The sequence below is a fragment of the Mediterranea massiliensis genome, assembly GCF_900128475.1.
GTDB classification, from domain to species: Bacteria; Bacteroidota; Bacteroidia; order Bacteroidales; family Bacteroidaceae; genus Bacteroides; species Bacteroides massiliensis_E.
The window spans coordinates 684,568-709,922 of the sequence record NZ_LT635836.1 but is presented as its reverse complement, the minus strand read 5'-3'; the positions used below and the strand labels follow the sequence as shown (position 1 = coordinate 709,922).

The window sequence follows — 25,355 nt, the reverse complement described above, 5'->3', positions numbered from 1 at the left end:
CTGCTGGCCCAGCTGGGCCTGCCCCACGGCCGGTTCACCTTCAGCAAGGATCTGATGAACCCCGCCGCGCCCCACTTTGCCTTCTTCACCTTTCCCGACGCCTTCGGGCTCCAGTGGAACGGCTCGCAGGCGGTGTTCGACAACCAGGCCGGCCGCCTCGTCTCCAGCCAGGGCGCTGAGGCCGACGAGGTGCTCCGCTCGGGCAAGGCCTACCTGCAGAAGCTCTACGACGACCTGGCGCGCCTGTGACGGGTCAGTCTCTCTGAATGCTTGATACACACTTAAAAGAACATACGATTGTGACCGAATTCCTCTCATCCCTCATCGAGGCCGACAATGCCTGCCTCCTGGCCATCAACGGATGGCATGCCCCCTGGGCAGACACGTTCATGTACGCCTTCAGCGGCAAGTGGATATGGATACCCCTGTATGCCTCGCTGCTCTACGTCATCGGGCGCAACCTGCGCTGGCAGGTGGCCGTGGGGTGTGCGGTGGCCATCGCGCTCACCATCGTCTTTGCCGACCAGGTGGGGGCTTCGCTCATCCGCCCCGAAGTGGCCCGCCTGCGCCCCTCCAATCTGGAGAACCCGCTCTCGGCCATGGTTCACATCGTCAACGGCTATCGGGGCGGGAGCTACGGCTTCCCTTCGTGCCATGCGGCCAACACCTTCGGCCTGGCCTTCTTCCTGGTCTACCTCTTCCGTAGCCGGCTGCTCTCGGCCTTCATCCTGGCGTGGGTGCTGGTGACGTGCTACTCGCGTGCCTACCTGGGCGTCCACTATCCGGGCGACCTGCTGGCGGGTGCCGTGCTGGGCTTCGTGGGGGCCAGCCTCTGCTACGGCCTCTTTCAGAAAATCTGCAGGTACAGTCGTCCCGAGCATCCGTGCCAGCTGTGGGTGCCGGTGGCCGTGGGGGGCGCTACGGTCGTGGGGATGCTGGTGTACTCCTTTGTATAGATTTCTTCCTTTCAAAACTGATATCCCACTTTGACGGAGAGTTCGCGGGGCCGGATGCGTAGCCAGTCGGTGCGGCTCTGTGTGGCCGTGTACGTGGTGTAGGCGTAGGTCTTTTTGTTGAACAGGTTGTTGAGGCAGGCCTCCACCCGCCAGCGGTCGTGCTTCCATGTGAGCGAGGCATCGGCCAGGAGGACGTTCAGATGCGTGCCGTCGGCCAGGGCGTTGCGGTAGTGCTCGCCGCCCAGTTGTATGTCCACCTTTCCGATGGTCAGGACGAGGCGCAGGNCCAGGCGGCGGCTGAAGCCGTTGCGCTTGCGCAGGTAGCTGGCCGTGTGGCGGGTGTGGAGGCTTCGCTGGGTGTAGTCGTCGCGCTCCGTAGCCAGGGTCAGGGCGGAGGGAAGCAGGGACATCTGTACGTCTGAAGTCAGCTCCCACGTCCGCTCGCCCTGGCTTTTCAGGTAGTTCAGGTAGTTGCGGGCCTGTAGGGTGGAGGTCTCGATGCCTTGTCCCAGCCGGGAGGCGTGGCTGCGGTTGCGGGCGGCGTCCAGCTCCAGGCGTTCGGTCAGGTAGTACGTCGGGGTGTTGTCCTCGTAGGCCAGGGCCGCGTGCAGGGCGTCGGTGCGCAGGCGGTAGTCAGCCTCTTCCGAGAGGTTGACGGTGTCCTCCGCCTGGTAGTAGGTCTGCCTGTTGCCCCGTTCCTGGTGGACGAAGTCGTGGGTATAGTCGGCCTGTACGCGCAGGGTGCGTTCGTCGTCGCGGCGGTACATGCGGTTGGAGTTGGTCGTCCAGGTTTCGTTGAACAACGTGCGGCGGGTGTCCAGCGGGGCGCTGAAAGCCGGCAGGTCGAGCAGTGAGGGGAGTGAGGCGGCTTCGGGTATGTTTGTGGTCAGGAGGGCCTGTTCGTCGCTCAGGTCGCGCCCCGTGTTGTTGGTCTTCAGGGCGAAGATACTCTGCCGTCCGCGTCCCAGTTGCAGGGCGCTCAGGGTGCCTTCCCACAGGGGGGCGGGGTGTCCGTCGGCGTCTTGGGTCAGTCCGCCGCCCGCTTGGAGGTAGGGGAACCATTGGTCGCGCGCCTTCTCGTCCAGCCGCAGGTTCAGGGCCACCTGTTCGGAGTCTATCTTTCCCTTCAGGGCGCGGACGGACTGGTAGTTCTCCATCAGCTCGGCTGACTTCACCGCCCGTGCGTCCAGGTTGTTGTTCACCTGGTTGTAGCGTCCGCCTGTCACGTCCATCCCCTCCACGAGGAAGTGGTCGATGGCCTTGCCCTTGTAGGTCACGGTGCCGTTCTCCTTCACGTCGATGCCCGGCAGACGCTTCAGCACGTCGCGGACGCGGGTGTCCTTCTCCGTGATGAAGTCGGCCAGGTTGTAGCGCACGGTGTCGCGCCGGCTGCTGATGCGCCCGGGGCGTATCTCCACCTCGCGGAGCACGATGCTCTCGGTGCGCAGGGCGAAGTCCAGCCGGCCGCCTTTGCCGACGTCGCGCGTCTGTCGTCCGTAGCCCAGCATCGAGGCGCTCACTTGCAGGGTGCCCTTGTGGCGCCAGGGCAGGGAGTAGCGTCCGTCGGCGTCGGTCAGGGTATAGTCGATGGTCATGCTGTCGCGCAGTACGCTCACCATCACCGCCTTGAGCGGGCGGGAGGTCTCGGCGTCGGTCACGCGGCCTTGGAGCACGTCTTGTGCCCGCAGAGGCCGCGCCAGGCCGAACGCCAGTGTCAGAGTGAGAGAGAATATGAGTATCTTCATCGGTGGCCTCCTTTACCGTTCGATGGGATTGTAGGGCATGTCCTTGGGGTTCTTGGTGTTGTTGCCGTGATTGTCCCGGACGGTAATCTTCACGTTGGGCATGATGCCGGTGATAAAGCCCACGGGGTCGGCGGCGAAGCGCTTCTGCATCTTGTCGTACTGCTTCCGGTCAACCGGCTGGTAGTCCTTGCCGCCGAAGAGGATGGGCTCCGTGCCGTGGCTCTGCTCCAGGCCGTCGGCCATGAAGCGGTAGTGGCCCTCGTCGTCTTCAGCTTTCAGAATCAGGCCCGGCAGGCCGCAGAGCTTCCACGGACCTTCGCTCACGGGGATGTCCGTCGTGTACCAGGCCGACCATTGCCGACCCTTGAACTGCGTCGTGGCGTGTGTACAACGGTAGCCCAGCAGGGTCAGTGTGTCCTGCGTCAGCGTCCATCGGGGCTTCTCCGCGGGCTCCTCGCAACGCAGGCGGCAGATGTCGCCCGCCAGTTCGTCCAGCGTCGTCACCCGCCCGGCGGGATAGTTTTTGAAAGTCTGTTCGCTCCACTGGCTCTGGTACTGGTTGGCGTGCTGGGCTATCAGCTCGGAGGAAGCGCCGTTGGCCATGTCGGCAGCCAGGACGGAGTCGGCCACGAAGGCCGTGTAGCTGTAGAAGCGCGACGCCTGCCGCCCGATGTCCAGCCGCAGGGTTTCCTGCATCCGTGCGTCGGGCTTGCTGAGGTCGGTCAGGGCATCCAGCCCGTATTGTACGGTCAGCACCTTGTGGTCGATGGTGTCTTTGCGAAAGGTTTGCCCGGTAGAAATCTTGATGCTCATCTGTGCCTGGGCAGCCGTGGCGGCGAGGCTCAGGGCGAAGAGAAGAATGTGTCTGGTTTTCATGTCTGTAATGGTTTAGAGGGTGAAACATTCAGTTCGTTTTTCTGCCACGAAGATAGGCGGAAGGGGCGGAAGCGGGCGCAGGAAGTTATTACGGAAATATTACGGCGGCGGAAATATCGGCCTCGCGCGAACCTTGTGTACGGGCGAAAGGCTTATCTTTGCCTGCGGAAAAACGAGTGAACGATGGAACGACGCATCAAGATTATCTGGCTACTCTCTCTGACCTCCATGCTCCTCATCGGGGCGGGGCAGGGCTACTGGTTGTGGAGCCACTATCAATATACCAACGAGGCCTACGGACGCGAAGTGCTGCGGCAGGTGTCCGAAGCCGTGGTGAGCTACAACACCCTGCGTTGGCAGGAGCCCCGCCCCCTGGGCGAACAGAAGGCCGTGCAGTGGTACAACACCAACGTCAACTGGGACAACCGTACCGACTCGCTGACGGGGCAGGAGAGCACGCGCATCTACCTGGTGCAGCGCCTGGGAGCGGAGACGCAGGACACGCTGACGGACTTCACCCCGGCACAGACAGGGGCGGCAGGCGTGAATGTATCCCGCCTGCTGGCCGACAGTACCGTGCTCTGCACCGACTCGGTCGTCCTGATGGGCGACAAGCGGCAGTACGAACGCCTCAACATGATGTATCTGGCCGACCTGATGCGTCTGGAGTTGTCCCATCCGTTCGACCTCCATCCGTTCGACTCCATCGTAGCCGCCACCCTGCCGGACGTCACCTTCAGCACCCGCCTGAGCACTACCGCCGCCGACAGCCTCTACCAGTGGGAAGCCACCCTGCACTCCGGCGGCTCCCTGCTCCGGCCGCTGGCGCAGGTGGTCTATCCCTACAATCCCCTGAAGCGCCAGCTGGTCGAGGTCGATGTCCGCATCCCCTGCCACATGCTGCTGCTCCGCATGGGCGGCCAGCTGGCGGGCAGCCTGCTGATGATAGCCTTGTTGGCCGTGTGCCTGCTCTTCCAGATCAAGACCATCCTGAAGCAGCGGCGGGTGGACGAGTTGCGCCGCAGCTTTGTGAGCACCATGATACACGAGCTGAAGCGTCCCGTACAGACGTTGAAGATGTGCCTGGCCTACCTGTCCGACCCCTCCCTCCGTGCCGACACGAAGGCCACCGATGCGGTGGTGGACGACTCCATCGTCGAGGTGGACAACCTTTCGGCCTACCTCCAGAAGCTGCGCGACATGACGCGGGCCGACGACGAGCGCACGCCGCTCAGCCTCCGCACCTTCGACTTCCGCCCGATGGCCGAGAAGACCCTCCGCCAGCTGCACATCCCCGACCATAAGCTCGTGACGTTCGAGACCCACTTCCCGCCCTCGCTCCCCGTGACGGCCGACCCCATGCACCTCTGCAACATCCTGAGCAACCTGCTGGAGAATGCCGTGAAGTATTCGGGCGACTCCGTTCACATCACTGTCACCGGCGCGCTGGACGGGCATCGCTTCACCCTCACGGTGGCCGACAACGGCATTGGTATCCCACCCGCCGAGCAGGCCCGTGTGTTCGACAAATTTTATCGCAGCACCAGCTTGCCCGACCGCTCCGTACCCGGCATCGGCCTGGGCCTGAGCTATGTGAAGCTGCTCGTGGAAGCGCATGCCGGCACCGTCGACCTGCAGAGCCAGCCGGGGCAGGGGACAACGGTGACCGTCACTATACCTCAATGAATGGATGATTATGAAACCCTTGAAGATTCTTTTTGCTGACGACGACCTGAAATATTCCCTGCTCCTGAAACGCTTCTTGGAGCAGGAAGGTTATGAAGTGACCTACGTCGGAAACGGCCGTATGGCCGTGGAGCAGTTCCCCCTGGTCAAGCCCGACCTGGTGCTGCTCGACATCAACATGCCCGAGCTGAACGGTTTCGAAGTGGCGGCCCGCATCCGCGAGGCGGACAAGCACGTCCTCATCTTCTTCCTCTCAGACCGCAGCGACAAGGCCGATCGCCTGCAGGGCTTCAGCCTCCGCGCCAACGACTACTTGGCCAAGCCCTTTTACCCCGAAGAGCTCATTGCCCGCATCCGCGAGCGCTTCGCCCTCCAGCTGGAGGAGACGGTGGAGGAGGAGACCTACCGCTTCGGCAACACTGTGTTCAGCTACAACACCAACGAGCTCCGCACGGCCAGCAGCAAGGTGCTCATTACTTCGCGCCAGGCGGACATCCTCCGTCTGCTGGCCCTGAATGTCAATCAGGCTGTCTCTCGCGACCGCCTGCTCGAAGCCGTGTGGGGTGCGGCTTCCTATGTCAACTCTCTGGCACTGAACGTGCAGATCACCTACCTGCGCAAGGCGTTGAAGAACGACCCGTCGGTCAGGATTGAGTCGCTCATGAAGAAGGGATACGTGTTGCGGGGATAAAAAAAGGGGGATGCGTCACATCGCGTGGCACATCCCCTCTCAAAACCCTAAATTACCAGTTGTTGTATCTCAAATCAATAGTTGAAATCCGTTGCCTTGACGTAGACGGCATAGTCCTTGATGAGGCCCGGCGCACCCTTTTCGGCACGGGGCAGCATGCGGAAGCCGCTCACGTTGTAGTCCTTGCCCAGGTCGATGACCACCTGATGGGGGAAGGCGGTGTTGTCCACCGTCTGCCAGAAGGTGCTCTCCTGCAGGTCGAATATCTTGTCGGCCGTACGATTGCCGCTGCGGGTCTCTTCGCTGTCTGCATAGACAATCTTCCAGTTCTCGCGCGAAACGGGCTTGCCGTTGGCGTCGAGCACGTCGAACTCGGCGATGGAGGCGATGTTATTTCCGTCATAGTTGGACATGGCATTCAGGCAGAAGTAGCGTCCCTGTGTGGGGGTAGCAAACTTCACTTCCTGCCAGCCGTTGCCCGGCTTGAAGGTACCCTTGTGGACGGGCTTTTCGGCGTTGAGCTTCAGATTCTGTCCGTCCTTGCGATGTGTCTCGGGAGCCTGTGTGCGGAGCATGTCGAGGATAGGCTTTTCGAGGCCGACTACTTTTGTTTCGGCAGGGCCTTTCAGGTCGAGAACGATGATTTCGTTTTCACCTTCTTTCAGCCAGCATCCGGGCATGTAGAGTGTCTGTTGGGGACCGATTTCCCAGAAGCGGCCCATAGCATGTCCGTTCACCCAAACCATACCCTTGCCCCATGTCTGCATGTCAAGGAAGGTGTCGCCCGTCTTATCCAGGTGGAAAGTGGCGCGGTAGTAGGCAGGGCCGTTCACAGCTTGTCCTTTCTGATAGTTTTTGTTGCTGACAAACTCATAGAAGGGTGGCAGACTATATACAGACCAGTCTTTCAGCTCGGTAGCCTTTCCGTCAGTGATGACTTCCACCTTCTCGGTGATACCTTTGCGGTCGTGAATGGACTTGTCAAAGTTCACACGGCCCATAGCCTCCACTAGGATGTCTAGTTGGGTACCCTTCTTCAGGGGTGACTTCAGCAAAAGGGTAAACTCGCCCTGGCGACGGTCGAGGCGTCCCAGCAGCTGGCCGTCGGCAAAGACTTGTGCCCAGTCGTGCATTTCGTCCAAATGGAGTGTACCCGAAATGTCTTCCTTCAGCGTTGTGCGGTAGAGGATGCTTCCCCAGCCTTGGTTGAACTGTTCCATCGGCTTCACACTTTCTGTCTGCTTGGGTTCGGGCAGGTTGTCGAACAAGGGGGCTACCTCCCATTCGGTGATGGCCGGTACCTTGATGACTGGGAAGGCTTCGGGAGGCTCGGGCAGGGTCTGTCCGGCGGGCAGGTATTGTTGCAGCAGGTCGCGCAGCTGGTAGTACTTCGGCGTGAGCCAGCCAGCTTCGCTGATGGGTGCGTCGTAGTCGTAGGAGCTGCACATGGCCGAGTAGGCGGGGTTGTTGGCGCCGCCCCACCAGCCGAAGGTCGTACCTCCGTGAGTCATGTAGAGGCTGAAGGAGATGTTGCGGTCAAGCATATCCTTGATGCCGCTCACCATGGTGGCAGCGTCGCGCGTTTCGTGTTTGCGTCCCCAGTGGTCGAACCATCCACTCCAGAACTCACTGCACATCAGTGGCGTTTCGGGGCGCAGTTCCTTTAGTTTCTTGAACTGCTCTTCGATGTTGGCACCGGTACCGAAGTTTACTGTCCAAAGCAGGTCGTCCAGGGCGTTGTTGGTGAAGTTCGAGCTCCAGTCACATTGGAAGAGAGGTACATCTGTAAAGCCTGCTTCGCGCACCAAGTCGCGGATAGCCGATACGTACGGTTTGTCGGTACCATAGGAACCGAATTCATTCTCCACTTGCACCATGATGATGTTTCCGCCGCGGGTAATCTGCAGGTCGGCCAACTGCTTACCTACTTCCTTCATGAAGATGCCTACACGTTCCATGTAGTAGGGATCGAGCGAACGGAGTTGTACATCCTGTTTCTTCAGGAGCCACCAGGGCAGACCGCCCATTTCCCATTCGGCACATACATAGGGACCCGGGCGTACGATGACGTACATGCCGTGCTTCTGTGCCAGGCGGCAGAACTTGGCGATGTCCTTGTTGCCCGTGAAGTCGAACTTGCCTTCTTCCTGTTCGTGCAGGTTCCAGAACACATAGAGGCAGATGGTGTTCATACCCAGTGCCTTGCACGACTCGATGCGCTGCTCCCAGTAAGGCTCGGGGATGCGCGGATAGTGGATTTCGGCGGCTTTCACCACCATGGGTTTCCCGTTCAGGAGAAACGTGCCTTTTCCCGCCTCGAACGTACCTGTCGTCTTTTGTGAACACGACGTCATCCCGCCGGCTATGCCTGCGGCCAGGAGGAGGGAGAGGGCGATGCTTGCTACTCTTCTCATGATATTGGTATAATCTATTTGAATATTGATAATTTGTGGCTCATTTCGTCAGCTTCACCCGTTTGATGGTGCCGTCTTCATTGAATTCCAGGCGGTCGATGCACACTTCGCGGTGTGTGCCGGGCGAGAGGCTCTTGTCAAGGTAATGCTTGTTGATGCGGTGGTAGACGATGTACCACTCGTCTGTGCCGGGCTTGCAGATGACCGAGTTGTGGGCTGGCCCATAGATTTCCAGTTCAGGGTCCTGGAGGGTGACGATGGGGTCGGAAGCCACCTGGATGGGCCCCAGGGGCGACTTGGCCGTGCCGTAGGCCACGTGGTAATTGGCCGAGCCGGTGTCGTCCACCGACCACATGAAGTAGTACAGCCCGTTGCGGTAGAACACGTAGGGTGCTTCGCGGTAGGCATAGTCCTGCAACGTGCCGCCTTCGGGTGTCAGTACCTTCAGCGTTTTCTTCTTGATGGAAACCATATCCTTGTTCAGTTCGGCGCCGGCCATGTATCCGTTGCCCCAGTACAGGTAGGACTTGCCCGAGACGGGGTCAGTAAAGACGTCCACGTCAATCTGCTGGCCGCCTCCTGTGGGCGATTCGGTAATCATCGGATGCCCCAGGTCGGTGAAGGGACCCGTAGGCGAATCGGCCGTGGCGACGCCAATCTGCTTGCCGCCTCCGTTCTTCGGATTGCCGCTGAAGTACAGGTAGTAGCGGTAGCCGTCTTTGGTTTTCTTCTCCTCGATGGCAGGGGCCCAGGCGTTGCCGTCGGCCCAGGACACCTGGTCGGACTTCAGGTCGAGCACGATGCCTTCGTAGGTCCAGTCCTTCAGGTCGCTTGACGAGTAGGCGGTGTAGTACCATCCGCCCCATCCGGGCTGGCCGTCGGTGGTGGAGTAGATGTAATATTTGCCGGTCAGGTTGGAGTAAATGATTTCGGGGTCGGCATGGAAGCCGGGGAGTACGGGGTTGTTGGGCAATTCGCCCAGTTCGGCCGGCTTGCCCCACTGGTCGGTGATGCGCTTCAGTTCGCTTCGGGTGATGGGGATGATGGTGCCGTGGCGTGGGTGGAAGTTCATCTTGACGTCGTGGTCGATGACCTTGAAATGCTCCAGGTCGGTAGTTTCCGTAAACTGGTAGGCACCTTTCATGTAGACGTCATACATCAGGATGTATTTGTCCTCGCCTATCAGCTTGAAGGTGCCGGCGCCTTCCACTGCTTCCTTGGTCTGTTGCTTGTATTCCAGATCCTCTTTCCATTGGCCGGAGGTCAGGGAGTTTGTGGTAGCTACCCGGATGCCGTTGCCGTGTCCTTCCGTCTTGTAGAACAGGTGGTAGATGCCGTCTTTGTAGACAATGTCTCCGTCGATGCACGATTTCTTTTCGGCCGGAACGAACAGCGGCTTGGGTTCGCCTTCCAGGTCGGTAAAGTCTTCGTTGGCATAGGCATAATAGATGACGTCGGGGCCGTCACCGTATTTCATCGACCAATAGACCATGTATTTTTTGGCTTCGGGATCAAAAATCGTTTGGGGAGCCCATACGCGTTTCAGCCTTTCCTGGCCTTCGTAGCGTTTCTGCATGTTGATGACCGAGTGCGACCAGTTTACCAGGTCGGTCGATTTCAGCAGCACCATGGCGCGGTTGGAATCCCATCCGTTGTCCGACACCATGTCCGTCACTACCATATAGAATGTTTTTCCGTCTTCACAACGCAGGATGTGCGGGTCGCGTACGCCGCCGGTCGAGCTGATGACTTTGGAATCGATGACCGGTTTGTTGTCGTTCAGTGCCCAGTAGGTATATCCGTCCATGCTGACGGCATAGCATACGGCCTCCTGGCTGATGTGGTTGCCGGTGAAGTAAACGAAGAGATAGGCTGCCAAGTCTTTTTCTTCGATCTTCTCCGCAAAGGCGGGAGTCAAGGCCGACAGGCATAAAAGGAAAGCAAGAATTTTGTTTTTCATGTCTGAATGGTATATGTATGTAGTTTTTGTTTGCGCAAATTTACGAATAAACAATGGTTACAGGGTAGTCAAATCATTCAAAAATAGGTAGAATATCATGCAATGAACGATATTTGTGTAGATAATAAAGAAAAATCCGCCTTACACCGTGTGGGCGAAGGCGGATTTCTTGATTTTGTCGGCTTGGCTTATTGGAAGAAGTCCAGTGTCCAGCTGTCCATCCATTCAATGTAGGGTACTCCGTCCTTGAACTGTATAGGCAGCCAGATGTAGCGTGCATCGCTCGGCCTTTTCGGTCTCCAAATGTCGGCCATGAACAGGTAGGCGTCTTTCTTGCCCGGCACCTTCAGTACGAACGTACTCTGTCCACCGAAGGTCAGTTCGGCTTTGGGTCCGATGCAGGGATTGGGATGCTTGGTCCAGGGGCCCCAAATGCTGGGGGCGGAGAACATGCGTGCCTCGTTGGGATCCCAACCGGTACATCCCGAGGTAATCATCCAGTAGATGCCGTCCTTCTTGAAGATGGCCGGTGCTTCGTTGTGTCCGGCCGGTGCCAGGCGGGTATACTTGCCGGTATGGCTCAGGTAGTCTTCGCTCAGTTCGGCAATTTGTAAGGTCAGGTTGTCTTCCGACGAATAGATGTGGTAGGCTTTTCCGTCGTCGTCCACGAAGAGTTGCATGTCGCGTGCCATTTGTCCGCCTTCCAGGTCACGTTTCAGGAAGAGCCCTTTGTCAATGGCTTCGTACCACTGGGGTGTCCACCATTCCTTGAAGTGCTCGGCCTGCAGGGTGTCGAGTACGGCTCGTTGTTCGGCGGTCATGTTGAAGGGCAGTTTGCCGGGATTGATTCGTCCCGAGCGGAGGAAGCGGAACGGTCCTGTCGGAGAGTCGCTTACGGCTACGGCCGAGCGGGCGGCGGCATAACCTTTCCCTTTCAGTTCCAGGTGAAACCACATGACGAACTTCTTTGTCTTGTCGTTGTAGATCACCTTCGGACGCTCCATAACGCAACCCTGTGCGATGTCACTGGTTGTGTCGTTCAGCTCGACGGGCAGTACGGCCCCTTCGTTCTTCCAGTCGGTGAGGTTTTTCGAAGAGTAGCACATGATGCCCACCATAGCCTTGCTGGTGGTGTCCGACTTGTTTTCACCATACCAGTAATAGGTACCGTCGTGGTAGAGCATGCCTCCTCCGTGTGCATTGACGTGTACGCCGCGGTCGTCCGGCCATATCTCGCCCGAACGGATGGGTTTTAATATAGGTTGTGTACACGCTGTAAATAACAGAATGTAGATATACACACATATAGATGCTAATCCATATTTCTTCATAATGTTATTGTTTTTTTATTGGTTGAGTATCCTTTCTATGGTTGATAGATTTCTCCGACAATTAATTTATCACCTGATAAGTCTACTTCAAACAAGTGTGGAACACGAATATATGTTCCATCGATGTTTTTGTGACTATGTACAGACATTAACCATTTTCCTTCTAAGGTTTTGAAAAGCATTCCATGGCCAAAATTAGGTGGTGTGATAGGTTGAGGTTCTTGGATCCAAGGGCCATCTAACGTTCCACTTTCTGAGTAGGCAACTCCTTGTGTATAAATGTCATATATCCAGCTTGTCCAAATCATGCCTAGTCTGCCTGTTTCTGTGCGAAATAGGTAAGGACCGTCGGTAACTTTGTTTGGCCCTTCTTTTCCCTCGCTGATTTCACGGCTCCATGGACATTCATTTGAACGGAATAATACTTGTCCTTCTCCGACTGAACCACTGAGATCTGGTTTTAATTCAATCTTTTCAATCGTTCCATTCCAGTTCTGTAACCATTCATAACAATAAACCATATAAGGTTTTCCATCTGTATCAATCCAAAAAGTTCCATCGAGAGTTGGCTTGTTTGCCGGCAAGTATATGGAATCTTGCATTGGGCGGTAAGGACCGTCCGGCTTGTCGCTTACCAATATATGACAAGCTCTTCTTTCTATTGCATTTCCTCTGACTGTGTCTATTTTAACAGTAGGATTTGTAAATGTAGCAAAATAGTAATACTTGTTTTGATAAGGATGAAGTTCGGCTGCCCAGATCATTGGTTTAGGCCCCATCCATGAATGGGGATCTGTTTGAGCAATTGCGTAAGGCCCTTCCCACAATTTGAGATCTTTACTTTTCCATAACATTCCTCCTGTACCTGTCATATAATACATGGATGTTTGCTGGTCTGCGAGAATGCAAGGATCACTTAATAGGATAGAATCCATTGGAATACCCTTCTTAATATGATGTTGTGCTTGGATGGACTGGATAGCCGGCAATGCGAGGATGATGAGGAATAAGATTTTAATGCCTTTCATGATACTTAAAAATAAAAAAAGTAACTGAAGCTCCCCATTACATGAGAGAAACTCCAGTTACTTTTATGATTAGAAATTTTATTTCTCTGCAGGCATATCAGCTGTAGTTGGCCAATATGGATTCTGATACAGCGGAGATAATTCGGGCGATGCGTTATCAGAAGATGTCAATTGGAACTGTTTGATGGGAAGCGGCTGCAGGTAGTGTGCCATGTGCCAAGTATACCCATCTTTGAACAAATTACCACTTGTCATATTCTTCTGATAGGGTCTGTAATATTCGCTTAAGCTCGGACTGGATACGGTTGCTGAGGAACTGCCATCCGCAATCATGTCACTTGCCTCATACCATGTCTGCATCTCTGTGTTCCACAGGTGGAATCCTTCTACAATATAGGGTTCCTCAATCATCTGATCCAATGCTCTCCAACGGATCAGATCCATCCATCTAAGTCCTTCGGCCATCAGTTCGCAACGGCGCTCTCTACGGATATTGTAAAGAACGGGGTCGGTCAACTGTTCGCCGGCAGAATAAGATCCCCAATCCAGCTTTTCCTGGCTGATGTCGGTTGCGGCAATGGTTGTCTGCGGGTCAATAGCGGTTCCTTTAAATCCTGCAGCTGTACGGATAGCTTTCCAATATTCCAGAATATGGCCGGAAGAAAGATTCTTGGTCAATTCATATTGGGCTTCCATGTAATTCAGTAAGGCTTCGGTGGCTCTGAAAGTGATGGAACCTGTATATCCGGCACCGTTACCGGTCAGTGCTTTATCGAATGTGCCACCCTTACGGATTGAGTAACCTGTACTATAGCCGTTTTCACCATCACTAATCAAAATGCTGGGATAGGGCTCAATCTCTACGCCATGGTCTTTCTGTGAATCCATGTTCTTAAACATGTTGATTTGGTAGGGCTCCTTCAGGAAGATGAACAGACGCGGATCTGCATTTTTTCTTACGTTAGCCAATGACTCGTCATTGAATGTAAAGCCATTGTGGCTTGCGTAGATGGGCTTACCATCTGCCATTACAAAGCCTTGAACCATACTTCGAGTCAAACCTACACCGTAATTGCCTTTCTCGACAGCAATTTCGATATTGTTGGTAATGCCTAAACCTTCACTGTATTCACGCCACAAGAGTACATCCGGGAAACCTGACATATCTGTATTTCCGAACATGCTGAAATAAGGATTCTCTGGATCTGATTCAGATTGGGGAACTAAGCCTGTGTTCTGAGTCAGTCGTCCTTTGTATTTTTCAGCCACTTCTTCAGCACTTTCTGCTGCTATCGTATAGAAATATTCGATTTCACTTTCTATGCTGCCTGATGGGAATTGATAGTTTGCATTATAATCTTTTGCTTTTCCCGGCCATCCTTCACCGTTCGGGACAAAAGGTGTATTATTAAAGTATCTCAGCCAAGAAGCTTCAAACAGAGCTACGCGTGACTTCAATAATTGGGCAACATCCGAAGACAAACGATTCTTTTTAGCATCAAAATTGTCTGTCATGTAAGCGATGGCGTTGTCCAGATCTTCGATAATGAATCTTGCAACTTCATTTCTGGGACTTCTTTGATTGGCTGCAACCAAAATTTCATTATTATCGGGTAAGGCTTCCTTGATGATAGGCAGGTCTCCCCACTTCTGCAGCATGTCAAAGTAGCAGTAAGCGCGGAAGAAGTAAATTTCTCCGATATATTGGCGGATATTTGTATCTGAACCGCTGATTTTTCCCGCTTCATAATTATTCAGAATCGTATTCAGTGAATAGTTGATGTTGCGGATATTGGTCCAAGCCCAGTTGCCGTTTTCCAATGAAACTTTCCATTGTCCGGTGGTATACTTGTTGTCCGCAGTGAAGCCAGCCTGGTTGTCCGTATTGTTATCTGTCCCGAAAGTCCCGTAACTCCAGTTACCGTGAGAGGGAAGCAAGCCGTCAGAATAGAATTTGTTGGCTACGGCCTGAAGCTGGTCTTCTGCTAAGTAGTAATCTTCAGGAACTGCGTATGAAGGGGGTTCCTTGTCCAGAAAATCCTCACACGATATCAATGAAGAAGACAGCAATAAAACTGTTGAAAAATAGGTAAGTTTATTGAGTTTCATAATTTAATCGAATTTAGAATGTAACATTTATACCGCATGACAATGTCTTTGACAACGGGTAAGAGTTTCCACTATAACTTGAAATGGTTTCAGGATCGAATTGGTCAGCAAGGCTTGTTCCTGTCCACAGATTTTCACCGGAGAAGAATATGCGCAAGCTCTGGATGGCCCAGCGGGTTGTGATGTTCTTCGGAATTGTGTAACCGATTTGCAAGTTCTTCAAGCGAATGTAGGCTGCGTTCTGCAGATATCTTGTCTGACACTGCTGGTTCTTGTCGCTGTACAGCGGACGAGGCAGGTAAGAATCTGTATTCACAGACTGATAACCGTTTTGGACAGACCATGTGTTCTCGTCACGGAAATAATCGTGAACCTGACTCAAGCCGGTAGCCCACCATTGTCCGTTGCTGGCAGAACCGAACAAATAGGTACTTCCTTGCCAGTAGTCGCGTTTCATCACACCCTGGAAGAATACGCGGATGTCAAATCCTTTCCAGCTGGCGTTCAAGTCAAGGCCGAAGAGGTAGCGTGGAGTACTGTTACCGATAACCTTCATATCACCTGTGTCGTTCAGTGTACCTGCACCACCGGAAATCTTTCCGTCACCGTTCAGGTCGGCATACATGATGTCACCGGCTCTCCAGTCGCTTCCCAAAGCATTCTGTCCGCCGTTGGGCAATGTGGCGAGGTGGGCTTGCATTTCAGCATCTGTCTTGGCCAGACCTACGGTTTCGTAGCCCCAGATTTCGTTGATGTAACGTCCTTCAATGTAGGTGCTGATGGCATTGGTCGGGTTATTGGGATAGCGAGTAATCTTTGTACGTGCATCTGATATGTTGAATTTGGCACTATAGTTCAACCCGTTGTCCAGACGGTCATTCCAGCCAATTGACAATTCCCATCCTGAAGTGCGCAAGTCGGTATTGTTGGTTACAGGAACTGCAGTACCTAAAATGGCCGGAAGTTCAGGAGCATTACCCACCATGTCTTTAGTGTTTCGGATATAATAGTCGAACGATCCGGTCAAACGGTTATTGAGTAATCCCCAATCCAAACCAATGTTGTATGATTCAATGGTTTCCCAAGTCAGTGTTGTAGATACCAGTCCGGGAGCAGTAGCGGTATTCGGTTTTACTCCATTCATCAGCCAGCTACCATCTGAAGAACCTACCGTCATGGTTTGGAAGGTCTGATACCAGTTGGTTGTATTCTGGTTACCCAGCGAACCGTAAGAAGCACGTATCTTCAGTGTGCCAATCAGATCGTTGATTGGTTCGAAGAAACTTTCTCTGGCAATGTTCCAACCTGCCGAAACAGAAGGGAATGTTTTCCATTGATTGCCTGTTCTGAAGCGGGAAGTACCGTCTGCACGTACATTGGCCTCGATCAGGTATTTGCCCTGATAGTCGTAATTGATACGGGCAAAGAAGCCGGCTGTAGCCCATTCATTTCTAGACCCATTGGTTGATGGTGTAACTGCATTGCCCCAATAATCCAGGCCGGTAGTAAGGTCCACTTCGGGTTTGCCAGAGAACATGATACCGTTTCTTTGCAGTCCAAACTGTGTCTGTTTCAGATTCTCTGCTTGGAAACCACCCATTACATGGAAATTGTGGGCGTCATTGAGATTATAGGTATATTCTGTGTATGCATTGAAGTTGTAATAGTTCTCTTTGTAGTAATCTTCGTGCACATTGGAACTATTGCTGTACACATACGGATTGCCGTTGACATCATGATTATATCTCATCTGGCTGTCCCAATGTCTGTTGGCTGATTTGATATGGTAATTGAAGTCAACATGCGTAATCCAGTTTTTGATAGGTTCAAAAATCAGACCAATCTGATGGTAAGAGTTGTCTGTCTGGGTTTTATCAACACCTCCTTCTGCCAGACCCAAAACAGGTGACGGCGCATCATAGAAATACCCATTGGGATCATAGAGAGGAAGAACTGGCCACCCCTGACGAGCCATATCGGAATACAGAGAACTTGTCAGTGTGGCAGGACGCTTGTAATCCTGACGGGTGAAACGCATGGTGTAATTGAATTTCAGCCAGTCGGTAATTTGTGAGCTGATCTTGGCTGTTCCATTATAACGTTTCAGACCTTCTTCGCCATACTTCATGAAACCGCCTTGATCCAAAAAATTAAACGAAGCATAATAATTCAACTTGTTGGTCCCACCGCTGACACTGAAGTTGTGTTCTTGGGAGAATGTCCATTTCTTGTAGACTTCACCATACCAGTCTACATCATCTATACCGTTGGCATATGCTTCTAACCAATATCCGTTGTCGCCTGCGCTGATACCGCTCATGATAGTACCGTCACTGGTAATTCGTTGGCCTGGTTTATATGGACTTGCATTGTGGTAGGCTACAATATCGGCCATTCTGTCTGCATCAAATTGAACAGCTTGTCCTCCATTTGTTAAAGCATCATTCATCCAGCCTGCAAAATCTACGGAGCTCATCAAATGGTTCATGTTGATAGGTGTACCCCAACGGAAGCTGTTGTTGTAGTTGATGGAGGTCTTTCCTTCTTTGCTGCCCGATTTGGTTGTAATCAGGATTACACCGAACGGAGCACGTGAACCATAAATTGAAGATGCAGCTGCATCTTTCAGAACGGAGATATTGGCAATGTCTTGCGGGTTGATAGTATTCAGGTCACCTTCCATGCCGTCAATCAAAACGAGCGGAGAGCCGCTTGTTCCCTGTCCGATGGTAGTTGTACCACGTACATTGATACTGGGCGTGTCTTCCAAACTACCGTTGGTTTGCGTAATCTGCAATCCGGGTACTACACCCTGAAGAGCCTGCGTAGCATTGGTTACGGGACGTTCTTTTAGCTCATCGGCTGTTACCACACCTACCGAACCGGTCAGGTTCACTTTTTTCTGGGTACCGAAACCTACGACAACTACTTCATCCAACATTTCAGAATCATCTTCCAATGTAACATTGACAGGCTTGCCAGGAATAGCGTCTATAATAACAGTTTTGTACCCAATAAAGGAAATTTCCAATTTGGTGGCATTAGTTACATTTAAATTGAATTTGCCATCCAAATCTGTAATAGTTCCATTGGTGGGGTTGTCTTTTTCACGGACATTGGCACCGATGACAGGTTCTCCAGTTGAGTCCTTGATAACGCCACTTACATTTTTTTGCTGTTGCACCACATTCAGTGATGAAACTTCTTCTTTAGCTGACATTGCCAAGGGATGCATGGCAATGAATCCTGTGCAAAGAAGCAGAGCCATCATGGCTCGTCGATTGTTTTTGCAAGAATTAGATTTCATCATTAATTTTATTTTAATTAAAAATTGTGTGAGAATTAAATCGCTGTCAAAAGTAGACGTTTGAAAAGAAAAAGGTATTATAAGAAATAAGCAGATGGGATAGAAAAATTGTTCAAAGATGTCAAATGACGTTTTATTCTATCCTGTGTGATTTGTTTCTTATTGGTAGTTTTTAACATTTGAGAAGACTTGAAGATGCGGAAGAGAGAAGGGGGTAAACAGGTGCTTCTGTATTGGAAGCGCATATTTTGTGGACAAAATGTGCATATTCTGTGAGCGGGATGCGTATGTCTTGTGGGCAGGATGTGTATGTTTTGTAATCAGAACATATACTCGATAGGCATGAACATCTAATTTTTCGTTGGGAAACATCATTTTTTTCGTCAAAATGCCGTTTCTAAAGTTTATAGTTACATCGCTCAAGTTCATAGTTATGTGGCTCAAGTCCATAGTTATGCTGCAGAAATGGCTGTTTTCGGTTGTTGGTCATTATTCGTAGGGATGTTGACGAAGGTGAAAGCTTGTTCAGGTCAGCTCTATATTTCTGCTGAATTCTTGTTTCCTGAAAGATGGTTTCACGCTTTCACTATTTTGATAGATTACTGGAATCCAAAGGATTGTTGTGAAATCAGCGTCTCATGCTTCCTTTCACACCAAAAATGTGTATAGGAGGTTTCATGCTTTTTGATGAAAATAGGTAGAAAAATACTTGCAAAACCTGTTTCATTCGGCTTATTTCATTATTTTTGCTGGGTACAATTAATCTGTTTAATACAATGATGAAGAAAATCGGCTATCTTATATCGTTCCTTGTATTGATCTTGTGCTTCCCTGTGACCGTACGTGCACTTCAGGATGATCTAATTCTGAAACGGATGGGAGTGGAGCAGGGTTTGTCCAACAATTATGTGGTGGATATCACACAGGACAGGCAGGGATGCGTTTGGATTGCTACCGAGGCTGGTTTGAACAAGTTCGACGGCAAACACTTTACGGTCTACAACCGCAACAATTCGCACATCAGTGGGAACGAACACAATACTTTGCTTTCCGTACCCGAGGACAATACGATATGGGTGGGGACGCAACGCGACGGCATCAGTATCTTTCACGTGGACACGCAGGAGTTTGAGACGCTGGATATACGGAACGGACTGATAACAAACGACGTGACCGACTTGAAAATGGCTGCGGACGGCAGCATCTGGATTACCCACTATCATCTGGGTATTGACCGTTATGACCGCAAGACGAAGAAAATAGAAAGTTTCAATACGTCCAATGTAAAGGGATTGGTTGGCCGTAACTGGACTTCGTGCGATGACGGAAAAGGTCATCTCTATGTGGGACACGTGAATGACGGTCTTAGTATCATCGACTTGAAGACACGGACTTGTGAGAATTTCCGCCATTCTTCCGACAATCCCATGAGCATTCCGAGCAATACGGTCCATGCCATTTTGATGGACAGTGCGGAACGGATATGGATCGGTACGGAGAACGGCCTGTCCCTGTTCAATCCGGTAACGAAAGAGTTTACGACCTTCCGTAATCAGCCAGGCAGTCCAAATTCTCTTTTGTCCAATCAGGTATATGACATCAGCCAGACACGCGACGGCAATCTTTGGGTCTGTACCAATATGGGTGGAGTGAGTATTCTCGATCTGCGCCAGAACTCCTTTATCCGTCCTGAGCAGGTGCAGTTCCGCAACATTGTGGTGACGAACGACATCCATGGTCTGTCGTCACCCAACGCCCGTTGTGTGTTCGAGGACTCGTTTGGAAACATCTGGATAGGTAACTATCGGGGCGGGGTGGACGTCATCAGTCATCAACAACCGCTGTTCAGTACGTTGCCCTATCAGATGAAGCGTTACGGTGAGTTCATGAATAAGCAAGTGTGGGGTATCAATGTAGACAGGGATGGCTGTTTGTGGCTGGGTGGTGAAAACGAGATAGCTGTATTCGACCAGAACCGGATGGAAAGACTGCTGGTCCCTGAGGCCGTAAAGAGGAATACCCATGTCAATGTCATTTATAGAGACCGTTCCGGTGACTTGTGGCTGGGCATGTACCTGGACGGCGTAACCATGTATGACTGGCGAACCAAACAGATGAATCGGATGGGAGGCAATTACTCCAATCTTGATGTCCGATGTTTCTACGAAGACGCTGACGGAAAGATGTGGATCGGTACGGAGAGCGGTGTGTTCAGCTATGCAGACGGACGGTTTGTTTGCGAGGACAGCATCAACAATCAGTTGCCCGACAATATGGTACATAGCATCCTGCGCGACTGGCAGGGTAAATTGTGGATCGGTACTTTTGGCAAGGGCATTCAGATATTGAACCGTCACAACAATCTGGTCTATAGTTTGACGACTGACAACAGTATGCCTTCGAATGCAGTTTCCCATCTGTTCATGAGTCAGAATGGATCTATTTGGGCTGCAACTCGGAACGGCCTTGTCTTCTTTGAAAGGACCGACGAACCGAATGCTTTCCGCGTCTTTTCGGAAAAGGATGGCATTGAGAACGGTTACATCAGGGCCATCCAGGAGGATGAGAAAGGAAACATCTGGTTCAGTACGAACAATGGGATTTCCTGCCTTGAAACGGTAAGCGGGATATTTAAGAATTACAATTTTCACGATGGGGTGCCGCGTGGCGACTTTATGGATGGTTCGGTCTGCCGTTCGGACGACGGTACCATTTATTTCGGCTCACAGAATGGTGTGTGCTATTTCAATCCGGCAACCCTTGACGACGACGGGGAGGTCGCACCGGTAGTTTTCACCGAGTGTCGGAGTATGACAGGAGACCTCAGGCCGGAATATGCCGAGGTGACGGTGCCTGTCATCAAGAACAAGGTCAAGCTTTCCTACAAGAACAACAACCTGCGGATTGGTTTTAATGTGACCGATTTTTCCCAGGCCGGGCAGGTGGAATACATCTATCAGATGGAGGGGCTGAACGACTCCTGGTACAACACGCATGGTGAGAATCAGGTGACGTTCCGGAATCTGCCTTACGGAAGCTATACTTTCAAGGTGAATGCGAGGGTGAGAAATCAGAATTGGAATGATGAGAATATCGCTTCGTTGGCATTGGTCATTGAGCCACCCCTGTGGTTGACTTGGTATGCCAAGTTGTTCTATGCAGTGGCCGGCTGCCTGTTGCTGTTCTTCATCCTTCGTTCCTACAAGCATAAACTCGACCTGGAAAATAAACTTAGCTTGGAACACCAACAATTGGAGAACGGTGAGAAGCTCAATGCCGAACGCCTCCGTTTCTATACCAACATCACGCACGAGCTCCGCACACCGCTGACACTGATTATCGGGCCGTTGGAAGACCTGCTGACCGACAAGTCACTGTCACAGAAACATGCCGAGCGCATCGGCATCATACACAGCAACGCCAACAGACTGCTGGCACTAATCAACCAGATTTTGGAGTTCCGCAAGACTGAAACCCAGAACCGGAAGTTGTTGATAGAGAAAGGTAACATCGCCAAGCTGGTAAAGGAAATCGGATTAGGCTTCAAGGAATTGAACCAGAACAGTCGGGTGGACATCGAAGTAAAGATTGAGACGGAAGAGACGGAACTCTATTTCGACCCGGAAATGGTTCGGATTATTGTGAACAACCTGATGTCCAATGCCATGAAATATACGCCGGAAGGTGTCATCACCCTGTCGCTCTCCAGTCGTGAAGAAGCGGGACAAAGATATACCGACATTAAGGTGAAGGATACCGGGTTTGGTATCGACTCGGAGTCGATACCTCATATCTTTGACCGTTATTATCAGGCGGAAGGCAAGCATCAGGCGTCGGGTACCGGCATTGGACTGGCATTGGTGAAGTCGCTGGCCGATCTGCATGAGGCGAAAATTGCCGTGGAAAGTACGTTGAATGAGGGCAGTTGCTTTACCCTCAGCCTGCTGACGGATAATACCTATCCCCATGCCCAACACAAGGAGTCCGCCCGTGCACAGACATCCGTGGCTGCTGTCAGGGAATCGGTCACCGAAGGAGAAGATGCCCGTCCCGTTCTGCTGGTGGTGGAAGATAATAACGATATCCGTGAGTATATCCGGAGTTCGTTTGAAGATTCCTATGAAGTGCTGACCGCCTCCAATGGTAAGGAGGGATGGGATATAGCCAAGGTACGTACGCCGAGTGTCATCGTGAGCGACATCATGATGCCCATCATGGACGGTATCGCTTTCTGCAAGCGGGTAAAGCAGGACATGCGTACCAGCCATATCCCCGTGATATTGTTGACGGCCAAGGATAGCATGCAAGACCGCGAAGAGGGTTATGCTGTAGGGGCTGACTCGTTTATTGCCAAGCCTTTCAGTGCCCGTCTGCTGGGTAGACGAATTGAAAACCTGTTGGCAGGCAGGAGGAAGCTGGCCGGACTGATTGCTGCCAAGACAGTGTCGTCGGTGGGGACCTCCACGCAAGAGGCTCTGAAAGACCTGGGTGAAGGAAACCATACGCTTAACAAGCTTGACCGTGAATTCCTCGACAAGGTGAACCGCATCATCGAGAGCAACCTCAGTATGGAGAAGATAGACGTGGCCTTTATTGCCGATAAGATGTGCATGAGCCATTCGACACTCTATCGTAAGATAAAGTGTCTGACAGACATGTCGGTCAACGAATTTGTTCGTAAGGTGAAGCTGAAGAAGAGTGTGGACCTCCTGATGAGCGGAGAGTGCAGCATTGCGGAAATTTCCGATTTGGCAGGATTCAGCAGCGTAGCTTATTTCAGGCAGTGCTTCAAGGATGAGTATGGTATGGCTCCTTCCGAATACCTGAAGCAGAAGAGCCGGGGTTGATATATTGTATTACAGGCACGGATGACAATTTATCCGTATCATCCGTGCCTGAAGGGTCGGATGCACCGTGGTGCCTCCTTACATGCTGTTATTATCAGAACAAATCCCATGTACGGATTTCATCCTTCCACTGGTGGTCCTTGGGGAAGGGTTGTTCGTTCCAGGCACGTTTGCTGGTCCAGTCTTGCGGGGCATCGGTCCAGAACGGGTGGCTGGCAGGCAGTCCCAGAGGCAGGAAGGCGAGGGAGGTCATGTACAGGCTGCCGTTGTTGGTATACCAGTCGGCAATGTTGGGCTGGCGTCCGCTGAACCCGATGGTCAGGTAGCCGCCTTCGTTGAAGTTGTTGCCGCTGGCAAACATGCGTTTCATAACGGCGGTGAGGGCACAACGTACCTGGGCGTTGGTCACACCGGCAGGCAGTTCCTGATACCAGGCCATCAGAGCCAGGGGTTGCATGGTAGCCATGCGGTAAGGAATGGAGCGGCCGAATACGGGGAAGGTTCCTTCGGGCGAAATGAAACGTTCCAATATCAGACTATATTTCCGGGCACGGCGCAGGGCGCGGTCGTAATACTTGGAATAGTGTATGCGTGTATAGGCTTTGGCATCCTTCATCGCTTGGAGGGTTTCCAGATACATGGGATGGAATACGAAACTGCTGTAATAGTCGAAGGCAAAGATCGGCCCGTCCGAGTACCAGCCGTCGCCTGTGTACCATTCTTCCACTTTTCGGATGGCCGAGTTGATGCGGTAGGCATCATAGGGCGCTCCGGCCTTGGCCAGGAAACTTTCGATGGTCGAGGAGAACAGCAGCCAGTTGGTGTAGGGAGGATCGATGCGGCGCAGCAGGGTGAATTCCTCGATATAGCGCTGCTTGGTGGTAGTGTCGAGCGGTTCCCACAACTGGTCGAAGGCACGAAGAAAACTCTCGGCAATGTAGGCGGCGTCTACCAGCGGCTGACCTTCCTTGCGCCACAGCAGGTAGTCGGGGCTTTGCGGGTCGACGGCGTTGGCATAGCTCTTTAGGGCCCATTCGCGCAGCTGCTTGCGCATGGTTCCTTCTTCCGTCTGGTCATCGGGCAGGGTGAGCCACGGTGCAATGCCTGCCATCAGGCGTCCGAAGGCTTCCATGTAGGTCACTTTTTTGTCGCGGCCGTCCCACGTGGGGCTTACTTCTACAATCATGTTCTTCTGCAGTTCCCCTTTAGCCATGTTGCTCAGGATGGGAGCTGCCATCTTGTAGGCTAGGTCGCACCAGTAGGCACGGTCCTCCGTCTTGGGAGCTTCCAGGTAACGTACATACTCGCAGGCGGCCAGCAGGAAGGCACCTACCCCGAAGTTGGCTGTAGAGTTGGCGTCGACTACCTGTCTGGGAATGGCCTTCTCGCCGATGGGCTGAACGTAGCCTACGGCTCCGTTCTTCTGGAGAGCGGTTTTCGACAGGTATGTCCAGGCCTTGTTGACTACGGGCAGGAATTCGGTTTCGTCCAGATAGCCGTTGTTGATGCCCCACAGAATGCCGTAGGTGAAAAAGGCGGTGCCGCTGGTTTCAGGGCCGGGAGCATGTTCGGGATCCATCATGCTGCGGGTCCAGTAGCCTTCGGGCTGCTGGATGGCGGCCACGGCCTTGGCCATTTTCTGGAATTTTTCCACGAAGAAGGGGCGATACTTGTAGTCGGCGGGCAGGTCTTTCAGTACCTTGGCCAGGCCGGCCAGTACCCATCCGTCGCCGCGGGCCCAGAAGTCCTTCTTTCCGTTGACGCTTTTGTGCTTGGGATAGACATATTTGGCGTCGCGGTAGTAGAGGTTTTCTTCCGGGTCGAACATTATCTGGTCGGAATAGGTGATGTACTCGTACAATTTGTCCAGATAGAGGGGGTTATGGGTTATCTTGTAGAGTTTCGTCATGACGGGCATCACCATGTAAAGTCCGTCGCTCCACCACCAGTAGTCGTTGTTCGGAGTACTCATCTGGTACTCCATGATTTCGCGAGCCCGTCTGATCTTATAATCTTCGGGAGCCAGGTTGTAGAGGTCGGCATACGTCTGGAAGCAGATCTGGTAGTCACCGAACAGCACATATTCGTCTGATTCACCATAGGAATACTTCCATTGGGAGCGGTCGTTGCTCTTGGCTCCTTTCCATTCGTTGTGTCTGGCCCATGCCTCGGAGTAGGCACGGTAATCTTCATTGCCGGTCAGGAAGTAGGCTTCCATGTTGCCGGTGTGGTAGGCGGCGTTGTCCCAGAAGGAACGTACTTCCGGCTTGTTCTCGGCCTGCCAGTGTTGGTTCACCTTGTCAATCATCTTCCGTACCTGGTCGGCTTCGGATGTCTTGGCAAATGTAGCAGCCGGTAGAATCGCGATGGCACAGGCTGCAAGGGTTTTAAGAATCTTGTTCATG

13 protein-coding genes and 1 pseudogene are annotated in these 25,355 nt (G+C 52.6%); 5 read left to right on the top strand and 9 right to left on the bottom strand.

The annotated features are described in order from the left end of the window. Positions 1-249: pseudogene (locus BQ7483_RS17825) on the top strand (LTA synthase family protein); the annotation flags it as partial. A gap of 17 nt (positions 250-266) precedes the next feature. Beyond that, positions 267-956 (top strand): phosphatase PAP2 family protein, encoded by a 690-nt coding sequence (locus BQ7483_RS07710; RefSeq protein ID WP_072545425.1) that lies wholly within the window; start codon positions 267-269, stop codon positions 954-956. 11 nt (positions 957-967) lie between these two features. Here BQ7483_RS07710 and BQ7483_RS07705 read toward each other — a convergent pair whose 3' ends face one another. Together BQ7483_RS07705 and BQ7483_RS07700 are read right to left on the bottom strand one after the other, a co-directional pair. Further along, positions 968-2,701, bottom strand: coding sequence for a carboxypeptidase-like regulatory domain-containing protein (locus BQ7483_RS07705; protein WP_072545424.1), 1,734 nt, complete (start codon positions 2,699-2,701; stop codon positions 968-970). 12 nt (positions 2,702-2,713) lie between these two features. Beyond that, the gene (locus BQ7483_RS07700) at positions 2,714-3,577 is read right to left on the bottom strand and encodes a GLPGLI family protein (protein WP_072545423.1); all 864 of its coding nucleotides are present in this window, start codon (positions 3,575-3,577) and stop codon (positions 2,714-2,716) included. Between the two features lie 183 nt (positions 3,578-3,760). Here BQ7483_RS07700 and BQ7483_RS07695 point away from each other — a divergent pair, with 183 nt between their 5' ends. Together BQ7483_RS07695 and BQ7483_RS07690 are read left to right on the top strand one after the other, a co-directional pair. Then, positions 3,761-5,263, top strand: coding sequence for a sensor histidine kinase (locus BQ7483_RS07695; protein WP_072545422.1), 1,503 nt, complete (start codon positions 3,761-3,763; stop codon positions 5,261-5,263). Positions 5,264-5,273: 10 nt separating this feature from the next. After that, positions 5,274-5,954: a response regulator transcription factor gene (locus tag BQ7483_RS07690; RefSeq protein ID WP_072545486.1), complete on the top strand. Its 681-nt coding sequence runs from the start codon at positions 5,274-5,276 to the stop codon at positions 5,952-5,954. Between the two features lie 74 nt (positions 5,955-6,028). Here BQ7483_RS07690 and BQ7483_RS07685 read toward each other — a convergent pair whose 3' ends face one another. The 6 genes from BQ7483_RS07685 to BQ7483_RS07660 form a co-directional block, all read right to left on the bottom strand. Then, positions 6,029-8,308 carry a beta-galactosidase gene (locus BQ7483_RS07685; protein WP_235847327.1) on the bottom strand — a complete coding sequence of 760 codons (2,280 nt, stop codon included), beginning with the start codon at positions 8,306-8,308 and terminating at the stop codon, positions 6,029-6,031. Positions 8,309-8,408: 100 nt separating this feature from the next. Beyond that, entirely contained in the window at positions 8,409-10,328 is a 1,920-nt protein-coding gene (locus BQ7483_RS07680) for a glycoside hydrolase family 43 protein (protein WP_072545420.1), read from the bottom strand. 188 nt (positions 10,329-10,516) lie between these two features. Beyond that, entirely contained in the window at positions 10,517-11,659 is a 1,143-nt protein-coding gene (locus BQ7483_RS07675) for a glycoside hydrolase family 43 protein (RefSeq protein ID WP_072545419.1), read from the bottom strand. Between the two features lie 35 nt (positions 11,660-11,694). Then, positions 11,695-12,687 (bottom strand): glycoside hydrolase family 43 protein, encoded by a 993-nt coding sequence (locus BQ7483_RS07670; protein WP_072545418.1) that lies wholly within the window; start codon positions 12,685-12,687, stop codon positions 11,695-11,697. 78 nt (positions 12,688-12,765) lie between these two features. Continuing rightward, positions 12,766-14,796 carry a RagB/SusD family nutrient uptake outer membrane protein gene (locus tag BQ7483_RS07665; RefSeq protein ID WP_072545417.1) on the bottom strand — a complete coding sequence of 677 codons (2,031 nt, stop codon included), beginning with the start codon at positions 14,794-14,796 and terminating at the stop codon, positions 12,766-12,768. A gap of 13 nt (positions 14,797-14,809) precedes the next feature. Next, positions 14,810-18,103, bottom strand: coding sequence for a SusC/RagA family TonB-linked outer membrane protein (locus BQ7483_RS07660; protein WP_072545485.1), 3,294 nt, complete (start codon positions 18,101-18,103; stop codon positions 14,810-14,812). Positions 18,104-18,882: 779 nt separating this feature from the next. Between BQ7483_RS07660 and BQ7483_RS07650 the strand changes: the two genes are divergently transcribed. Continuing rightward, positions 18,883-22,950, top strand: a complete 4,068-nt coding sequence (locus BQ7483_RS07650; protein ID WP_139247586.1) for a hybrid sensor histidine kinase/response regulator transcription factor — start codon at positions 18,883-18,885, stop codon at positions 22,948-22,950. Between the two features lie 94 nt (positions 22,951-23,044). On the opposite strand, the gene BQ7483_RS07645 is transcribed toward BQ7483_RS07650, so the two are convergent. Beyond that, a complete protein-coding gene (locus BQ7483_RS07645) occupies positions 23,045-25,354 on the bottom strand; it encodes a DUF2264 domain-containing protein (RefSeq protein WP_072545415.1) in 2,310 nt (769 codons plus the stop codon). Position 25,355 lies beyond the last annotated feature (1 nt).

Excerpts from the sequence above, each read along its gene's own strand:
- BQ7483_RS07670 (WP_072545418.1), bottom strand. The coding sequence starts at position 12,687 with ATGAAAGGCATTAAAATCTTATTCCTCATCATCCTCGCATTGCCGGCT.
- BQ7483_RS07695 (WP_072545422.1), top strand. The coding sequence starts at position 3,761 with ATGGAACGACGCATCAAGATTATCTGGCTACTCTCTCTGACCTCCATG.
- BQ7483_RS07660 (WP_072545485.1), bottom strand. The coding sequence starts at position 18,103 with ATGAAATCTAATTCTTGCAAAAACAATCGACGAGCCATGATGGCTCTG.
- BQ7483_RS07685 (WP_235847327.1), bottom strand. The coding sequence starts at position 8,308 with ATGACGTCGTGTTCACAAAAGACGACAGGTACGTTCGAGGCGGGAAAA.
- BQ7483_RS07665 (WP_072545417.1), bottom strand. The coding sequence starts at position 14,796 with ATGAAACTCAATAAACTTACCTATTTTTCAACAGTTTTATTGCTGTCT.
- BQ7483_RS07710 (WP_072545425.1), top strand. The coding sequence starts at position 267 with ATGCTTGATACACACTTAAAAGAACATACGATTGTGACCGAATTCCTC.
- BQ7483_RS07700 (WP_072545423.1), bottom strand. The coding sequence starts at position 3,577 with ATGAAAACCAGACACATTCTTCTCTTCGCCCTGAGCCTCGCCGCCACG.
- BQ7483_RS07645 (WP_072545415.1), bottom strand. The coding sequence starts at position 25,354 with ATGAACAAGATTCTTAAAACCCTTGCAGCCTGTGCCATCGCGATTCTA.
- BQ7483_RS07675 (WP_072545419.1), bottom strand. The coding sequence starts at position 11,659 with ATGAAGAAATATGGATTAGCATCTATATGTGTGTATATCTACATTCTG.
- BQ7483_RS07650 (WP_139247586.1), top strand. The coding sequence starts at position 18,883 with ATGAAGAAAATCGGCTATCTTATATCGTTCCTTGTATTGATCTTGTGC.
- BQ7483_RS07690 (WP_072545486.1), top strand. The coding sequence starts at position 5,274 with ATGAAACCCTTGAAGATTCTTTTTGCTGACGACGACCTGAAATATTCC.
- BQ7483_RS07680 (WP_072545420.1), bottom strand. The coding sequence starts at position 10,328 with ATGAAAAACAAAATTCTTGCTTTCCTTTTATGCCTGTCGGCCTTGACT.